The following is a 20,683-nucleotide window of genomic DNA, read 5'->3' as shown; positions in this document are numbered from 1 at the left end:
GAATTTTATCCCTTACGTAAGCGCTAAATCCCTAAATTTAATCTGCTTGTATTATACCGTGAAATAGCCATAATGTCGAATATTTTTAGCACAAATATGCTATATTTCATCAATCTGCTCAGCGATCTGTAGATCGTTGCTATACTAGGCTGAACAAGCAAACAATGGTTGAGGCCAAGAAATTGAGCGCGATGCTAGCACTGTTTTTATTCGAACAACACGATAGCGTTTTGCGGCGGGCTGAGCTTGCGCAAGTGCTGGAACAAGCAGACCACATGCGCCAAGCTTTGCGCTTACAAGGCTATACGGCGCTCGGCCCAGCGCTGCAAACCTGGAATCCAGCAGCCCAGCGCATGCTCTATCAGCCGATTGCCCATGTGTTTGACCCGAAGTTAAGCGCCGAATATAGCGTGCAGCAAATCGAGGCCCGCTTGGTAGCTGAAATCTGGTTGACGCTTGATGCTCAGCAGCGCTACAACCTGGCTGGCATCTACGATCAATTGGCTGAACAAGGGCTGGAGCCACTGAGCGCGCCATTGATTCCAGTCTTGCCCTTGGTTGGCGTTGAGCCACGGGTGCAGGCCTATATTCCGGTGGTGCCGCTGGGAACGCGGGCGTTGTGGCCACGCCATAGCTGGTGGGTGCGCAAACTTGGCTGGCAACGGCCTGTGCCTGAGCTTGGGCAACAATTGACATGGCGCGATCAATGGCAGCATACATGGCCGCCATTTCTACGCTTGCAATTGGCGGCAAGCATCAGCATTTTGCTCTTGAGCATGCCGTGGGCCTTGCTTCAATGGTGGCTAGGGGCTGAGCCACAGGTGCTCTTTTTGCAAAGCTTTGCGATCTTCACAGCGCTGCGCTGGTTTGGTATCATTGGAAGCATGCTATTGGGAGTGGTAATTTGGAGCCAGCGCCGCAGTGCAATTCAGGCATGGAACCGTTTTTGGGCAACGACCCCAACACCACCCCTTTTGATCATTGAGCTAGAGTCGGAGAAACAACGTGAGCAATGACTTTCCCATCGAACAAATAATTGCCCAACATCTGCCTGAGGCGATGGCGCTCCAATTGCATGTTTTGCCAGCCCACCAAGAGCTGATTGCCCCGTTGCCGACAGGCTATGTTGGACCAGTTATGGCCGCAGCAGAACAGTGGCTCAAAGTGCATGGCTATCGCACCTTGGGGCCGTGGATGATTGCCTGGGGGCCAACCGGCCAGCCTCAATTACGCCGCCCAGTCAGTGGTGCACTCAAGGCCATTCGCGAAAAAGATTTTCAAACGGTTGAAGTGCCAGAACAATTGCTGTTGGCAGTGCCATTCGTTGGCTGGCCTGTGTTGCCGCATAATTTTACCCAACCAGTTAATAGTGTTGGGCTGAATATTATGGGGTCGCCCATGTTGCTCGCCTTGACCGATTCGCCGCCAACAATGGCGTGGGTTCCGGTCGTTCCGCGCGGCACAAATACGCTTTTTTCGATTGAGCGCAGCAAAATTGGCCTCTTGCCAACGCCACCCAAAGCAGGCCAGCAAGTGCCGATGCTTGATGCATGGCTACGAGCAAGCTATACCCTAGGCCGTTTTTTGACAATTCTCGTGGGTGGCTTTGGCTTTTTGATGTCGATTAGTGTGATTTTTTCGGTGCTTATCGGCGACATCAATCTTGCCTCAATCCAATCGCTTTCTTTTATTATCTTGTTTCAATCTGGCATCGGCGCGGTTTTGAGCAGCCAATTTATTATCATCCCATCGATCATTATCTTTGCGATCATTGGGGCGTATAAAATGAATGCGATTGCCAATTGGAACCGTTTTTGGCAGCAACGCCCAACGCCACCAGAGCTGCTGCTTGGCAGTCGCGGCGATGGCAAAATTGGCACGTGGTTGGGCTAAATTACCAGCCCCAATCATCGCGGCGGCGTTTGCGTCGCCGCTTGCGCCACGGCATTAACAACGATCGGTGGTATGGCTCCCGGCCCTCAATCAGCCAATCGGCAATCGAATGCACCGCGCCGCCAGTGATAAAGCCAATCAAGCCATAGATAATTAATTGACGATCGCTATACCAAAGCTGTTTGAGATCGGCAATAAAAGCGGCGCTAATGGTGGCGGTATCGACGGGCGTGAAGCTATTGATTAATGTCATGCCCAGATAAAACGAGAGCCAGACCATAACCAAGAAATAGGCCAGCCGAAAGAGCGGGCCAAACACGAGGCTATGCGAAATTCCGGCGCGATGCGGCACCAGCTCGCGATAGGGCCACCAAATAAAGCGCAGTGGCCCCCAGCGATTATAAGGTTCGGAGGCCAAATCGAGGTCGGGCGAGAAGGCCATCCCGGAAACCATATGGGTTCCGGCCCAAACAAACGCCGCCAATAAATCGCTGTTTGGCACCAACCGCCAAATCACTGGAATCCCAATAATGCCTGTAAAGACGGTGAGCATATCGTGGGTTTTACCATCAGGCATTGGGCAACGCTCCTAGAAATAGCAGAATGGATAGTTCAGATGTGCTATTATCTTTGATCGTTGGTTGCATTGCAAGCAGTTTAGGCTGGTTTTTTGGCTGGGGGCTTGTTCAAAACCAATTCATCAACTGAATACGGGCCGCCGCCATTTAAGCCAATGACGATACAAATCGTGAGCAAGACTAAATCGTATTCCATGCCTTCTGCATAATAAAAAAATTTGCCCCAATGGACTTTAATTGCCCCAAGCATCACACAACCAAGCAATAAAGCCGCCCAACGGCTATACACCCCGACAGTTAATGCCAAGCCACCCAAAAATTCAACTGTTGCAACCAACCATGCCAGCACCGCTGGAATTGGTAACTGATATTGGGTGCCAAAGGTTGCAGCAATATCACCAATCATCGTTACCTTCGACCAGCCATGAATCACGAACACAACGCCGACAACGACTCGTAATAGCGTCCAAGCGATAGCACTCAGCTGTGCGCTTTTCATCGCGAACTCCTTGCGACAAATCGTAGTAAATGCCGCTATGATACACGCTAATAGGCTTTTTGTGTGCTACACTAGAGGCAGCGAGTACAAAAATATCCCCAAAGAAAGCAGTTTGACAGGCCGTGTGTAATCAACTACAATGCGACAAAATGCTGACAGGAAACTTTCCGCGCTAGGGCGTGCCGAGTTTCTGCCAGTTTTTTCTGTTGCGGTGAGGTGTATGATGTTTGAGAATCTATCCGACCGCTTAACCGATGTTTTCAACCGGTTGGGCAGCAAAGGCCGCCTAACTGAATCTGATGTTGATGCGGGCTTGCGCGAAGTGCGCTTGGCCTTGTTGGAAGCAGACGTTAACTTCAAAGTCGTCAAAGATTTTGTGGCGCGGGTGCGCGAACAAGCGATTGGCGAAGAAGTCACCAAGAGTTTGACTCCTGGTCAACAAGTGATCAAAATCGTTCACGACGAATTGGTGCACTTGCTTGGTGATGCCAATGTGCCAATCAATGAATCGAAAAACCGCGAGCAGCCGACGATTGTGATGTTGGTCGGGTTACAAGGTGCTGGTAAAACAACCATGGCCGCCAAGTTGGCGCTGTATATGCGCAAAAAAGGCAAAACGCCATTGTTGGTTGCCGCCGACATCTACCGACCAGCCGCAATTAAGCAGTTGGAAACCCTCGGCAAGCAATTGAATATTCCGGTTTTTAGCGAAGGCACCGATGTTTCGCCACCTGATATTGCTGAGCACGCCTTGCGCCAAGCTCGGATCAATGGCAACAACTTTGTGATTATCGATACCGCCGGACGCTTGCAAATCGACGAACGCTTGATGGGCGAGTTACAACAAGTCGTCGAGCGGGTCGGGCCAACCGAAATTATGTTGGTCGTCGATGCCATGATTGGGCAAGAATCGGTCAAAGTTGCTGAGGCCTTCCACGCCAAAGTGCCATTGACTGGTTTGATTATGACCAAAATCGATGGCGATGCCCGTGGTGGGGCCGCGCTCTCGATGCGCGAAGTCACGGGAGTACCAATTAAGTTCCTTGGGACGGGCGAAAAAACCGATGCCATCGAACCATTCCACCCCGATCGCTTAGCCCAACGGATTTTGGGCATGGGCGACGTGATGACCTTGATCGAGCGCGCCGAGCAAGTGTACGACAAAGATGAAGCCAAGAAAATGCAAAAGAAGATGCGCAAAGGCACCTTCGACTTTGAAGATTTCCTTGGCGCAATGAATTCGATGCGTAAACTTGGCCCATTACAACAAATCTTGGGCATGATTCCTGGGATTGGCAAACAACTGCGCCAAATGAAAGACCTTGACGAAGCGCTTGATGATCGCGAGATGAAACGCATCGAAGCGATTATTCAATCGATGACAATCAAAGAACGTCGTAACCCCGACTTGCTGAAAGATCCTAGCCGCAAACGCCGGATATCAGCGGGTAGCGGTACGCGGATCGAAGATGTCAACGCCTTGGTCAAACAGTTCCGTGAAATGCAACGCATGATGAAACGCTTCGGCAAGGGCGGTCAAAACCCGCGCGACCTGATGCGCATGTTCAAATAATTATTCAGAGAACATAGAGCATAGAACAGCATATGTTTATGCACTATAAAGTATGTTCTCGCTTTACTTTTCACTTTTGGAGGAAACACTCGAATGGTTCGTATTCGTCTTCGCCGGATGGGCATGAAGCACAAGCCCGCATATCGTGTTGTTATTGCAGATTCGCATGCGCCACGCGATGGCAAGTTTATTGAAACGATTGGCCACTACAATCCCCAAGCACAACCAAAAGTTGTGTTTATCAAGGAAGATCGCGCTCGCTACTGGCTGAGCGTTGGTGCCCAACCATCAGATACCGTAGTGCGCTTGTTGAAAAACTTGGGTGTGGTTGATGCTGAAGGCAAATTGATCGGCGAAGCTCCAGCTAAGGTTGAAGCTCCAGTCAAGAAAGCTAAAAAAGCCGTGACCAAAGCCGCCGCTGCTGCACCAGCCGCCGCCGTTGTTGCTCCAGTCAAGGCCGCAGCCGAAGCTGGCGAATTTGCTGGCAGCGTGCGCCCATTGGCCGATGGTAGCGCCCCAGAAGGCTACGCCATCAAAGGCAACCAAAACTCAATGTTGTACCACGTTCCTGGTAGCCGCTACTACAATTCAACCGTGGCTGAATTGTGGTTCGACACCGTGGAAAGTGCCGAAGCCGCTGGCTTCCGCGCTCCTGGTCAAAAAAGCGCTGAGTAAGCTCGCAAATCGGGTGTGAGGCACTGGCTTCACACCCATTTCTATGCGCAAGGATGCAGCTATGGAAGATTTATTGAACTATATCGTCGAAGGCTTGATCGACACCGACGACATTAAAATTAGCAAACGCACTGGTCACCACAGCATTACCCTCGATCTGCGCATTCCCCAAAGCGAAGCAGGGAAAGTCATCGGGCGCAATGGGCGCGTGGTCAAAGCCATTCGCGACGTATTGGGCATCGTTGGCGCTCGCCAAAACAAACGGGTCCACCTAGAGGTTAATTCGTGACAGCTCCAAATATTGATGATTTCTTGTTAGTTGGCCGCATTTCTGCGGCGTTTGGTGTGCGCGGCGAGTTAAAAATCTCGATGATCTCATCGCACCCAGAACATATTCAAAAGCTTAAGCACTTGTTTGTTGGCGACTTATCAAAGCCGTTCACGATTGGCCGCTTGCACCAACACAAAGGCAGCCTCTATTTGTTGCGGCTCAACGAAGTTGATACCCGCGAAGCTGCCGAAGCAATGCAAGGCCTCGAAGTTTATATTCATCGCAGCGATGCAGCGCCGTTGGCTAATGATGAATATTTCTTGCACGATTTGGTTGGCCTGCAAGTGCAAACCGAAGCTGGCGAGGTCATTGGCCAAGCAGCCGAAATTATTGAAACTGGCGCAAATGATGTTTTAGTGGTGCGCAAATTGGGCCAAGCAGATATTTTGGTGCCAATGGTGCGTGCGGTCGTGCGCTCAATTGATATTGCTGGCGGCACGATTACCGTAACATCGCTGGCCGATATTGTGCCCGAATAACTACCCCAACTATTCCACTAATCTGAATTGACAGCGGCTCATTGCACTGCTACGATGAAGCCGCAACGTACTTTTAAGCCTCAGGCAGCACGCGGAGAATACAGCTATGCGGCGGATCATTTGGTTGAGCCTCGTTCTTGGTTTATGTTTTTGGGCCTTTCGTACTTCCCAAGCAGTGACCCCTGCCCTCACCGACACCTATGGGTTTGCTTCGTTTTGGCAAATCAACGGCGGCGAGCAAATTTTTGGTCAACCAATTACCGATCCCATCGAGCAAGATACGCTGATTGTGCAGTATTTTGAAAACGCGCGCTTTGAGTACAATCCGCAAACTGATAGTATTGGATTGGGCTTGGTTGGTCGCGAACGGACCCAATGGCGCGATTTCGGCCCGCAACCACGACTCGCTGGTGCAAGCTTGCGCCCAGAAGGCTCTAACTACGATCTCGCTGGCAGTTTCCGCAGGTTTTGGGAAACCAACGGCGGGGTCGAAATTTTTGGCCTACCAATTAGCCCAGCTCAATTCGAAGCTCGCCCAACTGGCCGCTTCAAGGTGCAATATTTTGAACGCGCCTTGATGATTGAACATCCGTTGTTGGCAGGCACGCCCGACGAAATGGAGCTAGCGCCGCTTGGCCAAGAAGTTGCTGCCGCTCGGGGCTTGATCGAAGGCATGAGCTACGAACTGCCTTATTTATTTGAATTTGATCCCGTTGCGCCAGCCCCAGTCCAAACTGCTGCCCCACAACCAGTTGCCGAGCCAACCCAAGTGCCACCAACCGCTGCGCCTGCTCAACCAACCAATGAGCCAGTGCCAACCGCCACGCCCAAGCCCGCCAATCCTAACCTTGGTAAGCGTATCGAAGTCGATATTAGCAAGCAATGGCTGTATGCCTACGAAAATGGCACAATCGTGTTTGATGCGCCAGTCGCCACCGGCAAAGACGGCTTTAACACGCCAACTGGCAGCTATGAAATTTATGCCAAAGTGCCATTGCAAACCATGCGCGGCTCGCTTGGCGGCGAAAGCTGGGTTGTGCCGAATGTGCCACACGCCATGTATTTCAATGGGAGCGTTGCGCTGCACGGCACCTATTGGCACGATTTGTTTGGAACTGGCACTCGCATTAGCCATGGCTGTGTCAACTTACCACTCGATGCCGCCGCTTGGCTCTACGATTGGGCAAGCGTTGGCACAACCGTCCAAGTTTATTATTAAACAGCAAAACCTAAAATAGCATGCTAGGCGTTGTCGAGGAGAACTATAATGACCCAACACGTCGGGATTATTGACCTTGGCTCCAACACCGCTCGCATGATTGTGGTGCAATATCAGCCGCATCATTCCTTCAAATTGGTTGAAGAAGTGAAGGAAAATGTGCGGCTAGCGCATAATGTTGGCCCCGATAATCAACTGCAAGCCCAACCTATTGCCAAAGCGCTTGAAACTTTGCGCATGTTTGGCAATTTCTGCCGCGCCATGGGCGTGAGTGACGTTGTGGCAGTGGCAACCAGCGCCGTCCGCGATGCTGCCAATCAAACTAGCTTTTTAGCCCAAGTTAAAGAAGAAACCGGCCTCGATTTACGCGTGCTCAGCGGCGATGAAGAAGCCTACTACAGCTACCTTGGTATGATCAATACGCTTGGTGTAAGCAATGGCTTTATGTTTGACATCGGCGGCGGCAGCGTCGAATTGGCCTTAGTGCGCGGGCGTGGGCTAGCCAACACCACATCGTTGCCACTTGGTACAGTGCGCCTCACCGAGCAAATTTTGCGCAGCGACACTCCCAGCAAAGCAGAACTCAAAGCCCTCGACCGCCACGTCGACGAAGCCTTGGCAGGGCTGGATTGGTTTCGCCCGCAAGGCAGCAAGTTGCCTTTAATCGGCGTTGGCGGCACGGTGCGCAACCTCGCCAAGCTTGAACAACGGGCGCAACGCTATCCACTTGATATTGTCCATGGCTATACGATGTCGCTGCAACGGGTCGACGAATGGGCCACCCGTTTGAGCAAGCTCAATCGTAACGAGCGCGAACAGCTCGAAGGCTTAAATAATGATCGCGCCGATGTAATTACCGCTGGCGTACTGTTAATTCGGGCTTTGATGCAGCGTTGTGGCGCTGATAGCCTCTGGATTTGCGGCCATGGCCTGCGTGATGGCATTTTCTACGAGCACTTTTTGCGTGGCTCACAGCCACCTTTGCTGAGCGATGTACGCCAGTTTTCGGTGGCAAATTTAGCCCGGATCTATGGCTACAACGTACTGCATGTGGCCAAAGTACGCGAATTAAGCCTATCGTTGTTCGACCAGCTGCAAAGTTTGCATGGCTATGGTGCGTGGGAGCGCGAATTGCTCGAAGCAACAACCATGGTCCATGATATTGGCGTAGCGGTCAATTTCTACGATCATCATAAACATGGCCTGTATTTGATTCTAAACTCGATGTTGAATGGCTATACCCATCGTGAGATGGCGCTAATTGGCCTCTTAACGAGGCACCATCGCAAAGGGAGTGTAACTGACGCTGGTTTGGCTGGCGTATTGGCTGAGGGTGATCTTGAACGGCTGGGCAAATTAAGTGCGCTCTTACGAATTGCCGAATATCTTGAGCGCTCCAAGAGCCAAGTCGTGCAGGGCGTGGTTTGCAAAATCGAGAAGCAGCAGGTGCGAATCAGTGTGCAAGCGGTTGGCGATGCCTCAATTGAAATTTGGGATGCAAACCGCAAGACCAATTTATTTCGCAAAGCCTATGGGGTTGAGGTCGTGATTGAATAGCCCTAGCATGCTATTGCTAGGGCTATGCGCTAGAAAATAGCAGGAATAACTGCTAATTGATCGCCAAGTTGGGTCTGCGATTGTTGAATAACCCCAACTGGCAATTCGAGGGTATAGCGGGCTTTGGCAGCGCCAGCAAATGGTCGCCAAGGCTTGAAGTTCTCGCGCAGTCCAACCACCTGATGTTGGCGATCAACAAAAATCACATCGATGGCAAAGCGCATAAAGAACATATGAATATTGTTGTTGGGATACAGAATTAAGCCAGTGTTGGCTGGCAAATTCTTGCGCCCCATCAAGCCCATGCCACGGCTCAAAAAGCTATTCGCAAACTCAGCGTATTCCACCAAGTTGCTATTGCGCGTTAGATTGCGAATGGCGTGTTGCGACACTAGAGACCACCACCAAGCAAGCGTGGCACTGCTGGCCCCAAGATAACCACAAACATCGAAGGAAAGATCAAGAACACCAATGGAAAGAGCATTTTAATTGGTGCTTTTTGAGCTTCTTCTTCGGCGCGTTGGCGACGGCGCAAGCGCAATTGGTCGGATTGAATTTTGAGCATTTTACCCATGCTCACCCCAAGTTGGTCTGCTTGAATCACCGCCGAAACAAACGAGGTCAAGTCATCAACCCCCGTCCGAACCGTCATGGCGCGGAAGGCTTCGTGGCGTTGGGTGCCTAAGCGAATGTCAGAAAGCGCGCGGCGGAATTCGCGACACAGCTCATTATCCCATTTTTCAGCCACCCGCTGAAGTGCAGCATCGAAGCCCAAACCAGCGGTAACGCTAATTGAAAGCAAATCGAGCGCATCGGGCAAGGCTTTGAGAATAGTTTTTTGGCGCTTTTTGATTTGGCGACCAAGCCATGAGGCTGGCAGCAAAAAGCCTAATGCGCCGCCGATTCCCGACCATTGAAGTGTGCTGAGCGTATCAGCCTTGGCCAACATACAGACCAAGAAGATAATCCCAAACAAGGCGAGAGCTAGAAAAATCCGCATCCCGGTAAACATTGCTGGGGTCAGATTGCCAGGGTTGCCTGCGAGCATTAAGTTTGTTCGCAGCTTATCGTTACCCTTGCCAGATTGGCCAAGCTTCACAAAAACACTGTTCAGTATTGGCGTGACAATCCGTTGCATAAAGGGCAATTGCAACTCCAGATCTTCAAGATTCATGGAGCGTTCAGTAAATTGAGCAAGTCGGCTTGAGACAGTATCAGTTTGGCGGCGCTGGTTGAGCACCATAAACCCAACTGCAAAGACAATGACCAGAATAACTAAGCCAATAAGTAAGGCCATAGCAAGCTCCCGCTTTAGACTTCAATATTAACAATGCTTTTGATTGCAAAGAAGCCTGCAATCATCATCATTGCACTACAGACGGGCATACAACACCATGCATCGGGTGGCATCCCAATTGTCATCAATGGGGCCATATAATCAGGGTTGAGCATGGTAATAATAATTGCAATCGAAATTGGCAACAACGTAACCACATAGCCTGAATAGCGAGCCTGTGAGGTAAGCACCCGAATTTGGCCTTTGATCCGGACTCGTTCACGAATTGTGTGGGCAATCGTATCGAGGATCTCAGCCAAGTTGCCCCCAACTTCAGCTTGAATATTAATTGCCGAAACCATCAAATCAAGGTCTTCGCTGGGAACCCGACGCAAGAGGTTATTCATGCCATCCTCAAGCGAAAGGCCTAAACCGACCTCTTGAACCACCCGTCGAAACTCAACTGAGATTGGTGGTGGTGCTTCACGCGAGACCAAATCCATTGACTGGAGCAGACTATAGCCAGAGCGCAGCGAGTTGGCCAGCAAACCAACCGTATCACCTAATTGATTATTAAAGGCTTTGAGCCGTGAAGCCTGCTTAAAGCTCACAACTTTATCGGGGACGATAAAGCCGATAATTGCCCCAACTACCCCACATGCCACAACGGCCAAGAAGTTGGCGCGGCCAAGGAACACCCCAAACAACGCAAATAAAATTACCGAGGCGAATTTCATCATAATGAATTCGGTCACGGTTAGTTTAAGGTCGGCTTGAGCTAAATCGCGGGCCAAATCGGAGCCTTTTTGGCCGCGGTTGACCATCGAATCAACTCTGCTTGCCAAAGCACTCATGCCGCGTTCATTGGTATCGTTTTGGTTGCGGCTGCGCTCGGCAAAGGTTGCGAGCCGGCCATCAACAGAATTGGCTTTGGTTTCCCTGAGTTTGCGATAGATAACGGCCCCAGCCACAAAGAGGACTATCGCAATTAGGGCGGGAATGCTCCATGGTGGTAAATTTTCCATGGCCCTAGTTCCTTTCTAGCGAGTAATGCCGGTTAGTAAAAGCGCTCTGAACTATTGCCAAAGACGTTGGGTGGTAGGTAAATATTCAAGGCTTCAAAGCGATCAAGGAAGCGTGGTCGAACGCCAGTTGGCCGCAACGACCCTACAATCTTACCACGTTCATCGAGACCGGTTTGCTCAAAAACAAAAATATCTTGCAACACCACCAGATCGCCTTCCATGCCGGTTACTTCCGAAATGGCCATAACCCGCCGCGAGCCATCTTTAAGCCGCGCTTGTTGCACAATCAACTCAATCGCCGAAGCAACCTGTTCGCGAATAGCTTTCAGTGGCAAGTCCATCCCCGACATCAAACACATGGTTTCGATCCGTGCAATCGCGTCACGGGGCGTATTGGCGTGCAAGGTGGTCATGGAACCTTCGTGGCCAGTGTTCATGGCTTGCAACATTGCCAAGGTCTCACCGCCACGACATTCGCCGACGATAATCCGCTCAGGCCGCATCCGCAAGCAGTTGATAATCAAATCGTTGATTGAGATTTCGCCCTTGCCTTCAATATTGGCAGTGCGCGATTCGAGCGAGATAACATGATCTTGCTGAAGTTGCAATTCGGCAGCGTTTTCAACCGTAATCAAGCGCTCGTCTTCAGGGATAAACGAAGAAAGCACATTTAACAAGGTTGTTTTGCCCGAACCAGTACCGCCAGAGACCACGACGTTAATCCGAGCGCGCACGCTTGCCGAAAGAAAATCCATCATCTCACGGCTAATCGCACCAAACCGCACAAGGTCGTCAGGCCCAAGCGGTTTTTTGGAGAATTTACGAATGGTAATAACCGGCCCAATCAAGGAAATTGGCCGAATAACGGCGTTAACCCGCGAGCCATCTTTGAGCCGAGCATCGACCATGGGCGAGCTTTCGTCGACCCGCCGACCAAGCGGCGCAACAATCCGATACAAGACCCGCATCGCATGTTCATCATCGATGAAGGTTGTGCCCGAAAGTGTCAACTTGCCGCGTTGTTCGATGTAAATCTTATTTGGCCCGTTGACCATAATTTCCGAGATACTATCGTCCTTGAGCAGTGAATCGAGCGGCCCCAACCCAACGATATCTGACATCAGCGATTCGACTAATTGGAGGCGTTCAACCCGACTGAGCACGATATTTTCACTATCGAGAACGGTGCTCAAGAGATCTTCGACTGTTTGGCGGATTTTGGTTTCATTCGTGCTGTTGACATCACGAACTTCTTCGGTCAAGCGGCGCTGGACTCGATGGCGAACGTCAAGCAGACGATCGTGAGAAGAAACTGCAGCAGAGCGCGGAATAGCTCCATCAGGGCGTGTGGCAGCAGCACTTGGTTGTGCTGCTGCTGTAGGTTCGGAAGCCGAGGATGGGGACGTATTTCCTGCAATACGCTTTAGGAGCGACATAAGCCACCCTCCATGCGTCTAACGTTTGGTTAATCGAGCGAAGAGACCCTTGGGTTCTTCTTTTTTCGGTTGCTGTGGACGGGCACCTTCGCGACTTGTGCGGGTTGTGCCTGAGATCAGATAGGCTAGGTTGGCAACATCAATTGAAATCTGATGGCGTGGCTGATCGATAATTAATGGTACGCCGCGGTTAATTGCGTTGACCATTTCAAAGGGTGCATTGCCAATTTGGGCCGCAACCTTATGTTGAATATTGGCCTCGACTTGATCAACCCGAATGCCAAATTTAGCGTCGGCTTTGTTCAAGACCAAAACCAGTTTTTCGTCGTTGTAGCCAAGCAACTCGGCAACTTCTAGAAACTGGCGAATATTCTTAATCGACGAGAGTTCCATCGTCATCAGCAAGACAATCCGATGGGCTGCATCAAGCACCGCCATAGTTTGGTCTTGAAATGAGGATTGAGTGTCGACGACCACATAATCGTATTCGCGGCGCAAGGCCTCAAGCACGGTTCGCACATGATCAGCGGTCACCAACTCGCCCATTTGTGGGTTGGCAGGAGCCAACAGAATCTTAATTTGCGAAGCGTGAGTGGTCATAACATCATTCATCAAATCTTTATCAAGATCATCAATCCGTGAGGTGAGATCGTTGATCGTTTTGTTGCTATTGATGTTGAACATCACCGCAATATCGCCAAACAGCAAACTTGCGTCAACCAAACAAATTTTACGGTTACCAGGCAACAGCTTGAGCGCAACCGCTAAGTTGGCAGCGATTGCACTCTTGCCGGTGCCACCTTTGGGGCTATAGACAGCAATAATTTGGCCGGTTGATTGATCAGATTCTTCGACCTGTTGCGCCGCAACGACAAAACGACGTTGGGTTTGTTGTAAACGATACACTTCACGGATGCTACCGGCAAGTTCATCGCCGCCAACAGGCTTGGTAAGAAACTGACGAGCCCCAGCCAACATTGCACGGCGCAGGTAATCGGTTTCGCCTTGCACGCTCATCATAATAACTTGCGTGTTGGGCACCTGCGCCATGATGGCCTCAGTTGCTGCAATGCCATCCATATCGGGCATGTTAATGTCCATCAAGACAACATCGGGTTGAATTTGCTTGGCCTGCGTCACGGCCTCGCGCCCTGTTGCCGCTTTGCCAACAACTTGCATATCCTTCTCAAAAAACAATAATTTTTCGAGGTTATCACGAGTATCTGCAATATCGTCAACAATTAGTACGCGAATTTTATCGGACTCAGCCATGCAATTCTCCTTGGTTGTATTAAGGCGTTTGAGTTGGCACTGCTGTTGGCAATGGTTGTTGTTGTGGTGCGTTGGGCAATGGGAATGGAATGACAACTGGTGGTTGTTGTGGTGGCTGTGGTGGTGAAGGAGCATCCAACAGTTTCACAATCATGTTTGGTTGTGCATAGACTTGTGGTACACCATATAAGCGCATCAACAGGTCCATCGTTACCCCAGTTGTTACAATTTGATCATCTTGATCATCAGCGCGCCGCACGACTACATTTAGTGTACTACCAGTTTTGGCTTTTGTATATTCCAAAATCTCAACTTGTTGCGAGGTTAAAGCAACCACAATTTGCCATTGTGAGCCTTGGTTGAAGACCGGTTCTGGGGTTGGTTGTGGCTGAACCGGAGCACCATCAACCACAACCTCAATTGTTGGTTGGGCCGCGGGTGGGGCCGCACCAGTTGGTTGGCCATCAGGCGAAACCAGTGGCGGGGCAACAACTTTTAATACTCGGACGTTTTGAGCAAGCACATGGGTGCTGATGTCGAGATATTTTTCATCAACGAGGGTGACAACCCCATCGGCCGCTGCCCCGAAGCGCAAGTAGGGTTGCTCAAGGCTATAGCTGCCAACAATATCAATGCTGTTGCCTTCAGCAACAATCCCACCAATATCGCTCACAAATAAGTTATAGGCTTTGGGCGATTCAGCACCTGGCTCTGGGGTTGGCAATTTTTCGGCAATCCCTGCATTACGGAAGGCCGATTTTTTGATCCGCTCGCCACCAAGAATGCTGGAGGTCGTTACTTTGCCTTGAACTGCGCTGAAAAATTCTGCTTCAAGCACATCATCGGGGGTAACTTCGGTGGGCTGAACTTCAACAACATTAAAATATTGCTCAAGATCGCTGCCAATTAACTTGTTAGCGTCAATATCCGTCGCCGCTTCTAAAACCCTAACGTTGGGAATAGGCAAAGCGGTTGGCTCGACTAATGAAGGATCACCTGGTTGGTTGGCCCGCTCCTTGCTGAAATACACATAACCACCAGCAAGCACTGCTATCAAAACAACGACGGCAATAATCATGCCCAGAGCTGAGTTTTGGCGCATAAAAATACGTCCTCCGAAACAATATTGGGAGCTCGTGAGGCAAGCGTGCCCCCGTTTTATGGTGAGGTTCGCGGCTATTATACACGATCGATCAACTGTTCATCACAGCTTTGCAATCAGATCACCTAGCCAACTGGTTAAAGATCGGTTAAATAATGAACCAGCATTGGCAATGCTGGTTCATCATCAGAAGCTTATTTGGCAATCTCACGCGAAATTACCAAGCGCTGAATTTCGCTCGTGCCTTCGTAGATTTCGGTAATCTTGGCATCGCGGAAGTAGCGCTCAACGGGATATTCTTTCGAGTAGCCATTCGAGCCAAAGATTTGCACGGCTTTGGTGGCTGTCCACATGGCAGTTTCCGAGGCATTGACTTTGGCCATCGCCGCCGCCGCAATGTAGTTTTCACCCTGATCTTTGAGCCACGCAGCATGATAGGTCAACATGCGCGCTGCTTTGATTCGCGTCGCCATATCGGCCAAGGTAAAGCCCACTGCTTGGAAGTTGATAATCGATTGGCCAAATTGCTCGCGGACTTTGGCATAATCCAAGGCTGCTTCATAAGCTCCTTGGGCAATCCCCAAAGCCTGCGAGGCAATCCCAATCCGCCCACCATTCAAGATGGTCATAGCGATTTTGAAGCCTTCGCCTGGTTGGCCAAGCATGCGGCTTTTGGGAACCCTCAGCTCATCATAGGACATTTGGGCCGATTGTGCTGAACGAATGCCCAATTTATCTTCAACCTTGAGCACCGAAACCCCAGGCTCGCTGGTATCGACTAAAAAGGCGCTAATGCCTTTTACACCTTTTTCTGGCGCAGTCATGGCCATCAACAAAATGGTGTTGGCTTTCGAGCCATTGGTAACCCAGTTTTTGGTGCCAGTAATCACATAATGATCGCCATCTTCAACCGCGCGGGTTTTCTGGGCTGCCGCATCCGAGCCAGCGCCAGGCTCCGAGAGCGAGAACGCACCAAGCTGTTGGCCGCTGGCCAATGGGGTCAGAATGTCGCGCTTTTGTTCTTCCGTGCCAAATTTTTCAATCCCAGCACACACCAGCGAATTATTGACCGAGGCAATGACCCCAACCGAGGCATCGACCCGCGAAAGCTCCTCGATCATAATTGCATAGGAGATGTAATCGAGGCCAGCTCCGCCATAGGCTTCATCGATTGCCACGCCCATAAAGCCCAACTTGCCCATCTTCTGCACAATGTCGGTCGGCCAAATTTTATGCTCATCACGCTCGGCAACTGTTGGCCGAATTTCACCTTCGGCAAATTCGCGAGCTGCCTTGCGCATAAATTCCTGATCGTCCGAGAGCTTGAAATCCACGTTGATTCCTCCAAATGTGTCGAATTACTGCTTAATTATAGGTGAAGATTGCTTGATCGTTCTACATCGACCCAGCGGACTAAACTGCGTAATGGGTCGCGCCCATCGTGATGCCACGCTGCCTGCGGAAACGCTTGTTGCCCAGCATGGCAAATTCGCACTACGCCGATTGTCGCCAGCGCTTCAGCCAATTCGGCCCGCTGCTCAGAACTACATACCAGCGTAGCACTTTGCAGATGCTGACGCAATGGGCTTAATCGCTGCTCAAGCTCAGCAAGATTAGCCACTGGCACAAGCTTAATCAGCCGCCCTGTCGTTGTTGGCAAGTTTTCGCCTTGATCAACCACCATCAGCCATGGCTGATCGGGCTGGCTCAAAAGCTGAATTGGTTGGCCGCTCAACGCTTGCCACTCATATTCATCAGCACTCCGCCGCGTCGCAGCGAGAATCGCGCTACTCGCCGGATAACGCTGGCTCATAGTAGCCAAGGCTTGGTTCAATTCAGTTGCAAGTTGGCTTAATTGAGCAGCGCTCGGCGCTTCAATAAACAATGCTTGCGGCGAGACACAGCCTTGTTGCTCAAGCATCACACTATCTGTCGCCAAATTAGCGGCAATTTCAGCCAAATTTGGCGCAGCAAGCATGCTTTGGCTGAGATAGCCAAATGAGTAGCGCGAGCCATAATCAAGCCAACGAATGTGAGCTGGGCTGCGCTGCCGCACCGTCGCAATCGCTTGATCGCTGGCGTTGGCAATAATTGCCTCAGTTGTGGCCAAAATTGGTGCTTCGAGCGCTTGCTCGCCGCCGCTCCACCAAAGCACCGCGATACTGTCAGCAAGCTCTGGGAGTTGTTCGATTAGGCTGCTGGCGAATGCCGCGGCCCACAATGGCTCGCCCCGCGCTACTTTCAGCAAACTTGGCGACTTAACCAAAAGCGCATCGATTAAGCTTTGAATTGCGACTCCAGGCACGTTGCCAGCGCAAATATGCCAGGTTAGGCGTGGCCCAAGCACGCGACTTTCGCCAACCACGCTTGGTCGCCAGCCATCGAGCAGCAACGGATCGCCGAATTGCTCATTGAGCCGTTGCCAAAGCTGCGGCGCACGCCAATCGGCCAGCATCCGGTCAAGCACAACGCTCAGCATGGCTTGGTTGTAGCCATTAATTTGGGGCAGTTGATTGAGTAATTGCATTCGTAGCGCATAATCTGGCGCAAGCCATTGCACTGCTGCCCGATCAATTGCCGCGACAATTTTGTTAATTGGTAGGCCTTGCAGGGTTGTGGCACTGGCGCGCAAATGTTCGACAAGTTGCAGCATTTGGCTGGGGCTTGGCTGAAGAATTGGCAAACTCAGCGCACCAAATTGCTGGCTGGATTGGGGCCAAGCAAGTGCTGGCGGCAAGCACCAGGTTGGCAATTCAACGCTCATTGGTTAACGCAGCCATACATGCCTCGCGAATTGCCCATGCTTTGGTGAGGCTCAGGCCTTGGCTGGTGGCCCATTTTAAGAGAAAATTGCGATGCACAGTGCGTTTGTAATCACCAATTTGATCAGGCGTAATTTGTTGTTCTTCAAAAAATTGCAAAATTGGCTCGGCATTCGCAGAACGGGTTACATCGATATTCCAGCGGCCATAGCGCAAAAAACAATGCGCTTCGGGAATCGCGCTGAGTTTATTTGATTCCAAGGTTGGGCCAACCCCAGGCGTATTCTTGCCATCCATCAAATAAATGCCAAAATACAAATTAATTGGCAGCGCCAATTCGCGGGCCAACTCGGCCAAGAAGGCATGTTTGGTGCTGCTCGTGCCCCGTTTTTCGCTGACAACCAAGCGCCAATCGAGCGGGTTGGTGTTGCGGCCAAAGGGCAGGGTCGCAATCCAGCGGGCAACTGCTTGATAATGTTCTAATCCTTGGGAGATTAGGCTCGCGCTTATTGGCAAATCGGCATCGAGCGGTACATCAGGCAAGCGTCCAACAATCATGACATCATCTCCATAGAATATTTGGCAGTAACCGGAATTGCTTCACGCGCAAGCAGTTGTTGTTGGCGGCTGCGGCCCCAGCGATAGTAGCCAAGCCCATGCGGCGAGCTCGTTAAACGATGACAAGGAATAATCAAGGCCAAAGGATTGCTGCGCAACGCTTGATTGATCGCATACGCTGCGTGGTAAGGCCGTGGCAATTGCTCAGCCAATTGTTGATACGACCATTGTTGGCCATAGGGAATTTGAATTAACTGTTGCCAAATTGCGTGCTGTTGCGCCGAACCCTGCCATGCAATTGGCACACTAAATTGGCTGCGTTGGCCAGCACAATAGGCTTGATATTGATCAATGGCCTGTTCAAGCATGGCATTTGCACGATAGATCAGCAACCGATTGGGGTGGGTTTCGGTTAATTCAGCCAACAATTCACTATCGTCGTCGCCAAAACTGGCCAACAACAAGCCTTCGGGCGCTGCTGCAAGCAACAAACGCCCAAATGGAGTAGTTTGAATACAGTAATCGATCGCCATAGTTGCTATTTTCTAACCAGCGGCAAATAGACTGGATCAAGTTGATTCACGACCCGCAGCGTTACTTGAACCGTGCGGGGAGCCAAACCATTGCCATTAACCCGAAACTGATAGGTATAGGTTCCAGTGCTTAGGCTACCAACTTGTGCCCTGATCGTCAAATTGGTTGTGCCAACCAAACTGCCGCTGCTGGGCGTGACGCTCAGGCCAGCAGAGACGTTGCTAATTGTCCAATTGAGCGCGGTTTCGCTATCGCCGTTGCTGAGCGGAATAATGGCCGCTGCCTCGCCGCCAACTTCAGCCAACAAATTCACCGAAGTCTGAATATTGATGCTGGCAGGCGTTTTTTGCACAATAAAAATCGGATCGTTGGTCAATACAATGCTAGCGGTTGTGCCATTAATTGTTGGCGTAAATGTTTGGTTATTGCGGGTGCGGAAAATCCACTGTTTCCCCGCAGTCAGCGGAACCTGAATTGTGGTATTGGCTCCGGGAGTCCACAGCACATCAATCTCGGTGCTGCCACGGCTATAGCGATAGGCATATACGCCGCCTGTGTTATTGCCATTGCCAACATAGTTGTGGGTATGCACGCCAGCGCGCGGCCCCAACGGCGTGGCGGTGGTCAAAAGATAGGCCATTGTCTGGAAGGCAGTGTACGCAGGTTTTGCTTGATAATTATTATTCGCAAAATTGCCAAGCAACTCTGAGCCGCTGAAGGGATGGCCGCCATTGAAAGCATCTTCAAGCTGCAACCAATTAATATGTTGCACGCCCAATTGTTGAGCAATCACAAAGCTACGAATCAGATAGCGGGCCTGATTTTCGGCACTCACCACGGGGCAACTTGCCGAGCCTGGGCTGGTGCACCAGCCAATCTCAGTGATCCAAATTGGGGCATTGGGGCGGCCAAGATCGTTGCTCAGCCAATTGCGCGAGTTGAGCAAACGGCCTTCTAAAGTGACGGTTGCAAACGTGCCGATTGCATCGGGGGCGATGGTTGGCATGTAGGGGTGAATCCCCAGCACATCGAAGCTATTTTTGGCCGCAGGAACTTGGCGAAACGCGCCATTATTGCCATTCAGAAACTCAAGGCCATCGCTAAAACCATCGAACACATAGACCCCACCAGCCACCACAATCGCCGTTGGGTCGGCTTGCTTAATTGCGTTATACGAAGCGACCAAAATTTCGCCATAGCGGCGACGGCGCAAAGCTTCGTTATTATTGATTGAACTCCAGGTTTCGTGAAAATTCGGCTCGTTCCAAATTTGCCATGCAGCGATGCGCGGCGAGCCTGGGGCATCGTTAAATCCATCGCCATCGTAGCGCTCGACCATCCAGGCCGCAAACTCTGCATACTGGGCTGGATCGCTCGGGGGACACCAATAGTTATTGTTGCCAGCGCACGAAGGCTCACGCGCCCAAGCTGGCGTGGTCAGGAGCATGCCAATAATGCCAAGGTTGGCATCGGCAACAGTTTTGATGCGGATATCGTAGCTGGTGCGAAAATTACCATTGCTTGGCTCGATTTCGGCCCATGGCAATTCTTCGAGCGACCAATGAGCGCCCGCTTGGGCCATTTTTTGGGCCAGCAGCGGCACATTATCGCCGCTAGCAATCCGCTCGTTTTTAGTGAGGTAGCCGTTAATGCCCCACGGCGTGATCGCGCTTGGCTGCGCGGTCGGAGCATCGGGAGTAGCAGGCGCAGGGGTAACAAACCCAAACAAAAATACAAGCAATAAACCTAATTTACGCAAATTAACAACCTCGTGCACAAAAAAAATCAACTGTGTATATTATACACAGTTGATCGAGTTGGTGCCGAAGGTGGGAGTCGAACCCACATGAGGTCGCCCTCAATGGTTTTTGAGACCATCGCGTCTGCCATTCCGCCACTTCGGCTTCTTGATGT

At 51.0% G+C, this 20,683-nt stretch carries 20 protein-coding genes, 1 tRNA gene and 1 pseudogene; 8 read left to right on the top strand and 14 right to left on the bottom strand.

Annotation, left to right across the window (positions count from 1 at the left end; translation table 11 throughout):
- Window positions 1–191 precede the first annotated feature (191 nt).
- Window positions 192–1,016 (top strand): hypothetical protein, encoded by an 825-nt coding sequence (locus ACFMKP_RS20190; protein WP_382294494.1) that lies wholly within the window; start codon window positions 192–194, stop codon window positions 1,014–1,016.
- Window positions 1,006–1,893 carry a hypothetical protein gene (locus tag ACFMKP_RS20185; protein WP_382294492.1) on the top strand — a complete coding sequence of 296 codons (888 nt, stop codon included), beginning with the start codon at window positions 1,006–1,008 and terminating at the stop codon, window positions 1,891–1,893. The genes ACFMKP_RS20190 and ACFMKP_RS20185 overlap by 11 nt, the downstream gene beginning before the upstream one ends.
- Before the next feature lies 1 nt (window position 1,894).
- Here ACFMKP_RS20185 and ACFMKP_RS20180 read toward each other — a convergent pair whose 3' ends face one another.
- Both ACFMKP_RS20180 and ACFMKP_RS20175 read right to left on the bottom strand, forming a co-directional pair.
- Window positions 1,895–2,470, bottom strand: a complete 576-nt coding sequence (locus ACFMKP_RS20180; protein ID WP_382294490.1) for a metal-binding protein — start codon at window positions 2,468–2,470, stop codon at window positions 1,895–1,897.
- A gap of 80 nt (window positions 2,471–2,550) precedes the next feature.
- A complete protein-coding gene (locus tag ACFMKP_RS20175; RefSeq protein ID WP_382294488.1) occupies window positions 2,551–2,970 on the bottom strand; it encodes a DoxX family protein in 420 nt (139 codons plus the stop codon).
- A 223-nt stretch (window positions 2,971–3,193) separates the two neighbouring features.
- Here ACFMKP_RS20175 and ffh point away from each other — a divergent pair, with 223 nt between their 5' ends.
- The 6 genes and pseudogenes from ffh to ACFMKP_RS20145 all read left to right on the top strand — a co-directional run bounded on the left by ffh (window position 3,194) and on the right by ACFMKP_RS20145 (window position 8,804).
- A complete protein-coding gene (ffh, locus tag ACFMKP_RS20170) occupies window positions 3,194–4,543 on the top strand; it encodes a signal recognition particle protein (protein ID WP_382294579.1) in 1,350 nt (449 codons plus the stop codon).
- Between the two features lie 93 nt (window positions 4,544–4,636).
- Window positions 4,637–4,903, top strand: a pseudogene (gene rpsP / locus ACFMKP_RS20165) (30S ribosomal protein S16); the annotation flags it as partial.
- 376 nt (window positions 4,904–5,279) lie between these two features.
- Window positions 5,280–5,507 carry a KH domain-containing protein gene (locus ACFMKP_RS20160; protein WP_054535575.1) on the top strand — a complete coding sequence of 76 codons (228 nt, stop codon included), beginning with the start codon at window positions 5,280–5,282 and terminating at the stop codon, window positions 5,505–5,507.
- On the top strand, window positions 5,504–6,028 hold the full coding sequence (gene rimM / locus ACFMKP_RS20155; protein WP_382294486.1) for a ribosome maturation factor RimM: 525 nt from the start codon (window positions 5,504–5,506) through the stop codon (window positions 6,026–6,028). Before ACFMKP_RS20160 ends, rimM begins: the two co-directional genes overlap by 4 nt.
- A gap of 106 nt (window positions 6,029–6,134) precedes the next feature.
- Window positions 6,135–7,247: a L,D-transpeptidase family protein gene (locus ACFMKP_RS20150; protein ID WP_382294484.1), complete on the top strand. Its 1,113-nt coding sequence runs from the start codon at window positions 6,135–6,137 to the stop codon at window positions 7,245–7,247.
- 48 nt (window positions 7,248–7,295) lie between these two features.
- Complete coding sequence (locus ACFMKP_RS20145) at window positions 7,296–8,804, top strand: Ppx/GppA family phosphatase (RefSeq protein WP_382294482.1); 1,509 nt, start codon at window positions 7,296–7,298, stop codon at window positions 8,802–8,804.
- Between the two features lie 29 nt (window positions 8,805–8,833).
- Here ACFMKP_RS20145 and ACFMKP_RS20140 read toward each other — a convergent pair whose 3' ends face one another.
- The 12 genes from ACFMKP_RS20140 to ACFMKP_RS20085 all read right to left on the bottom strand — a co-directional run bounded on the left by ACFMKP_RS20140 (window position 8,834) and on the right by ACFMKP_RS20085 (window position 20,673).
- Window positions 8,834–9,196, bottom strand: a complete 363-nt coding sequence (locus tag ACFMKP_RS20140) for a DUF192 domain-containing protein (protein ID WP_054535579.1) — start codon at window positions 9,194–9,196, stop codon at window positions 8,834–8,836.
- Window positions 9,196–10,101 carry a type II secretion system F family protein gene (locus tag ACFMKP_RS20135; RefSeq protein WP_382294480.1) on the bottom strand — a complete coding sequence of 302 codons (906 nt, stop codon included), beginning with the start codon at window positions 10,099–10,101 and terminating at the stop codon, window positions 9,196–9,198. Before ACFMKP_RS20135 ends, ACFMKP_RS20140 begins: the two co-directional genes overlap by 1 nt.
- 14 nt (window positions 10,102–10,115) lie before the next feature.
- A complete protein-coding gene (locus ACFMKP_RS20130; RefSeq protein ID WP_382294478.1) occupies window positions 10,116–11,105 on the bottom strand; it encodes a type II secretion system F family protein in 990 nt (329 codons plus the stop codon).
- A gap of 32 nt (window positions 11,106–11,137) precedes the next feature.
- Entirely contained in the window at window positions 11,138–12,541 is a 1,404-nt protein-coding gene (locus ACFMKP_RS20125; RefSeq protein WP_382294476.1) for a CpaF family protein, read from the bottom strand.
- Between the two features lie 18 nt (window positions 12,542–12,559).
- Window positions 12,560–13,813 carry a CpaE family protein gene (locus ACFMKP_RS20120; RefSeq protein ID WP_054535583.1) on the bottom strand — a complete coding sequence of 418 codons (1,254 nt, stop codon included), beginning with the start codon at window positions 13,811–13,813 and terminating at the stop codon, window positions 12,560–12,562.
- A gap of 19 nt (window positions 13,814–13,832) precedes the next feature.
- Complete coding sequence (locus tag ACFMKP_RS20115; protein WP_382294474.1) at window positions 13,833–14,915, bottom strand: hypothetical protein; 1,083 nt, start codon at window positions 14,913–14,915, stop codon at window positions 13,833–13,835.
- A gap of 194 nt (window positions 14,916–15,109) precedes the next feature.
- On the bottom strand, window positions 15,110–16,249 hold the full coding sequence (locus ACFMKP_RS20110) for an acyl-CoA dehydrogenase (RefSeq protein ID WP_382294472.1): 1,140 nt from the start codon (window positions 16,247–16,249) through the stop codon (window positions 15,110–15,112).
- Window positions 16,250–16,284: 35 nt separating this feature from the next.
- A complete protein-coding gene (locus ACFMKP_RS20105) occupies window positions 16,285–17,679 on the bottom strand; it encodes an acyl-CoA reductase (RefSeq protein ID WP_382294470.1) in 1,395 nt (464 codons plus the stop codon).
- Window positions 17,669–18,235 (bottom strand): hypothetical protein, encoded by a 567-nt coding sequence (locus ACFMKP_RS20100; protein WP_382294468.1) that lies wholly within the window; start codon window positions 18,233–18,235, stop codon window positions 17,669–17,671. The genes ACFMKP_RS20105 and ACFMKP_RS20100 overlap by 11 nt, the downstream gene beginning before the upstream one ends.
- Entirely contained in the window at window positions 18,232–18,768 is a 537-nt protein-coding gene (locus ACFMKP_RS20095) for a methylated-DNA--[protein]-cysteine S-methyltransferase (protein ID WP_382294467.1), read from the bottom strand. The genes ACFMKP_RS20100 and ACFMKP_RS20095 overlap by 4 nt, the downstream gene beginning before the upstream one ends.
- Before the next feature lie 5 nt (window positions 18,769–18,773).
- Complete coding sequence (locus ACFMKP_RS20090; RefSeq protein WP_382294465.1) at window positions 18,774–20,546, bottom strand: hypothetical protein; 1,773 nt, start codon at window positions 20,544–20,546, stop codon at window positions 18,774–18,776.
- Window positions 20,547–20,587: 41 nt separating this feature from the next.
- Window positions 20,588–20,673: transfer RNA gene (locus ACFMKP_RS20085), tRNA-Leu, on the bottom strand.
- Window positions 20,674–20,683: the final 10 nt, after the last annotated feature.

It is taken from the genome of Herpetosiphon sp. NSE202, from assembly GCF_042688385.1.
Lineage (GTDB): Bacteria > Chloroflexota > Chloroflexia > Chloroflexales > Herpetosiphonaceae > Herpetosiphon.
The sequence above is the reverse complement of the archived record's forward strand: the minus strand, read 5'-3'. Positions and strand labels throughout refer to the sequence as shown.

Excerpts from the sequence above, each read along its gene's own strand:
- ACFMKP_RS20190 (WP_382294494.1), top strand. The coding sequence starts at position 192 with ATGCTAGCACTGTTTTTATTCGAACAACACGATAGCGTTTTGCGGCGG.
- ACFMKP_RS20180 (WP_382294490.1), bottom strand. The coding sequence starts at position 2,470 with ATGCCTGATGGTAAAACCCACGATATGCTCACCGTCTTTACAGGCATT.
- ACFMKP_RS20175 (WP_382294488.1), bottom strand. The coding sequence starts at position 2,970 with ATGAAAAGCGCACAGCTGAGTGCTATCGCTTGGACGCTATTACGAGTC.
- ffh (WP_382294579.1), top strand. The coding sequence starts at position 3,194 with ATGTTTGAGAATCTATCCGACCGCTTAACCGATGTTTTCAACCGGTTG.
- ACFMKP_RS20160 (WP_054535575.1), top strand. The coding sequence starts at position 5,280 with ATGGAAGATTTATTGAACTATATCGTCGAAGGCTTGATCGACACCGAC.
- ACFMKP_RS20150 (WP_382294484.1), top strand. The coding sequence starts at position 6,135 with ATGCGGCGGATCATTTGGTTGAGCCTCGTTCTTGGTTTATGTTTTTGG.
- ACFMKP_RS20145 (WP_382294482.1), top strand. The coding sequence starts at position 7,296 with ATGACCCAACACGTCGGGATTATTGACCTTGGCTCCAACACCGCTCGC.
- ACFMKP_RS20135 (WP_382294480.1), bottom strand. The coding sequence starts at position 10,101 with ATGGCCTTACTTATTGGCTTAGTTATTCTGGTCATTGTCTTTGCAGTT.
- ACFMKP_RS20130 (WP_382294478.1), bottom strand. The coding sequence starts at position 11,105 with ATGGAAAATTTACCACCATGGAGCATTCCCGCCCTAATTGCGATAGTC.
- ACFMKP_RS20125 (WP_382294476.1), bottom strand. The coding sequence starts at position 12,541 with ATGTCGCTCCTAAAGCGTATTGCAGGAAATACGTCCCCATCCTCGGCT.
- ACFMKP_RS20120 (WP_054535583.1), bottom strand. The coding sequence starts at position 13,813 with ATGGCTGAGTCCGATAAAATTCGCGTACTAATTGTTGACGATATTGCA.
- ACFMKP_RS20115 (WP_382294474.1), bottom strand. The coding sequence starts at position 14,915 with ATGCGCCAAAACTCAGCTCTGGGCATGATTATTGCCGTCGTTGTTTTG.
- ACFMKP_RS20105 (WP_382294470.1), bottom strand. The coding sequence starts at position 17,679 with ATGAGCGTTGAATTGCCAACCTGGTGCTTGCCGCCAGCACTTGCTTGG.
- ACFMKP_RS20100 (WP_382294468.1), bottom strand. The coding sequence starts at position 18,235 with ATGATTGTTGGACGCTTGCCTGATGTACCGCTCGATGCCGATTTGCCA.
- ACFMKP_RS20095 (WP_382294467.1), bottom strand. The coding sequence starts at position 18,768 with ATGGCGATCGATTACTGTATTCAAACTACTCCATTTGGGCGTTTGTTG.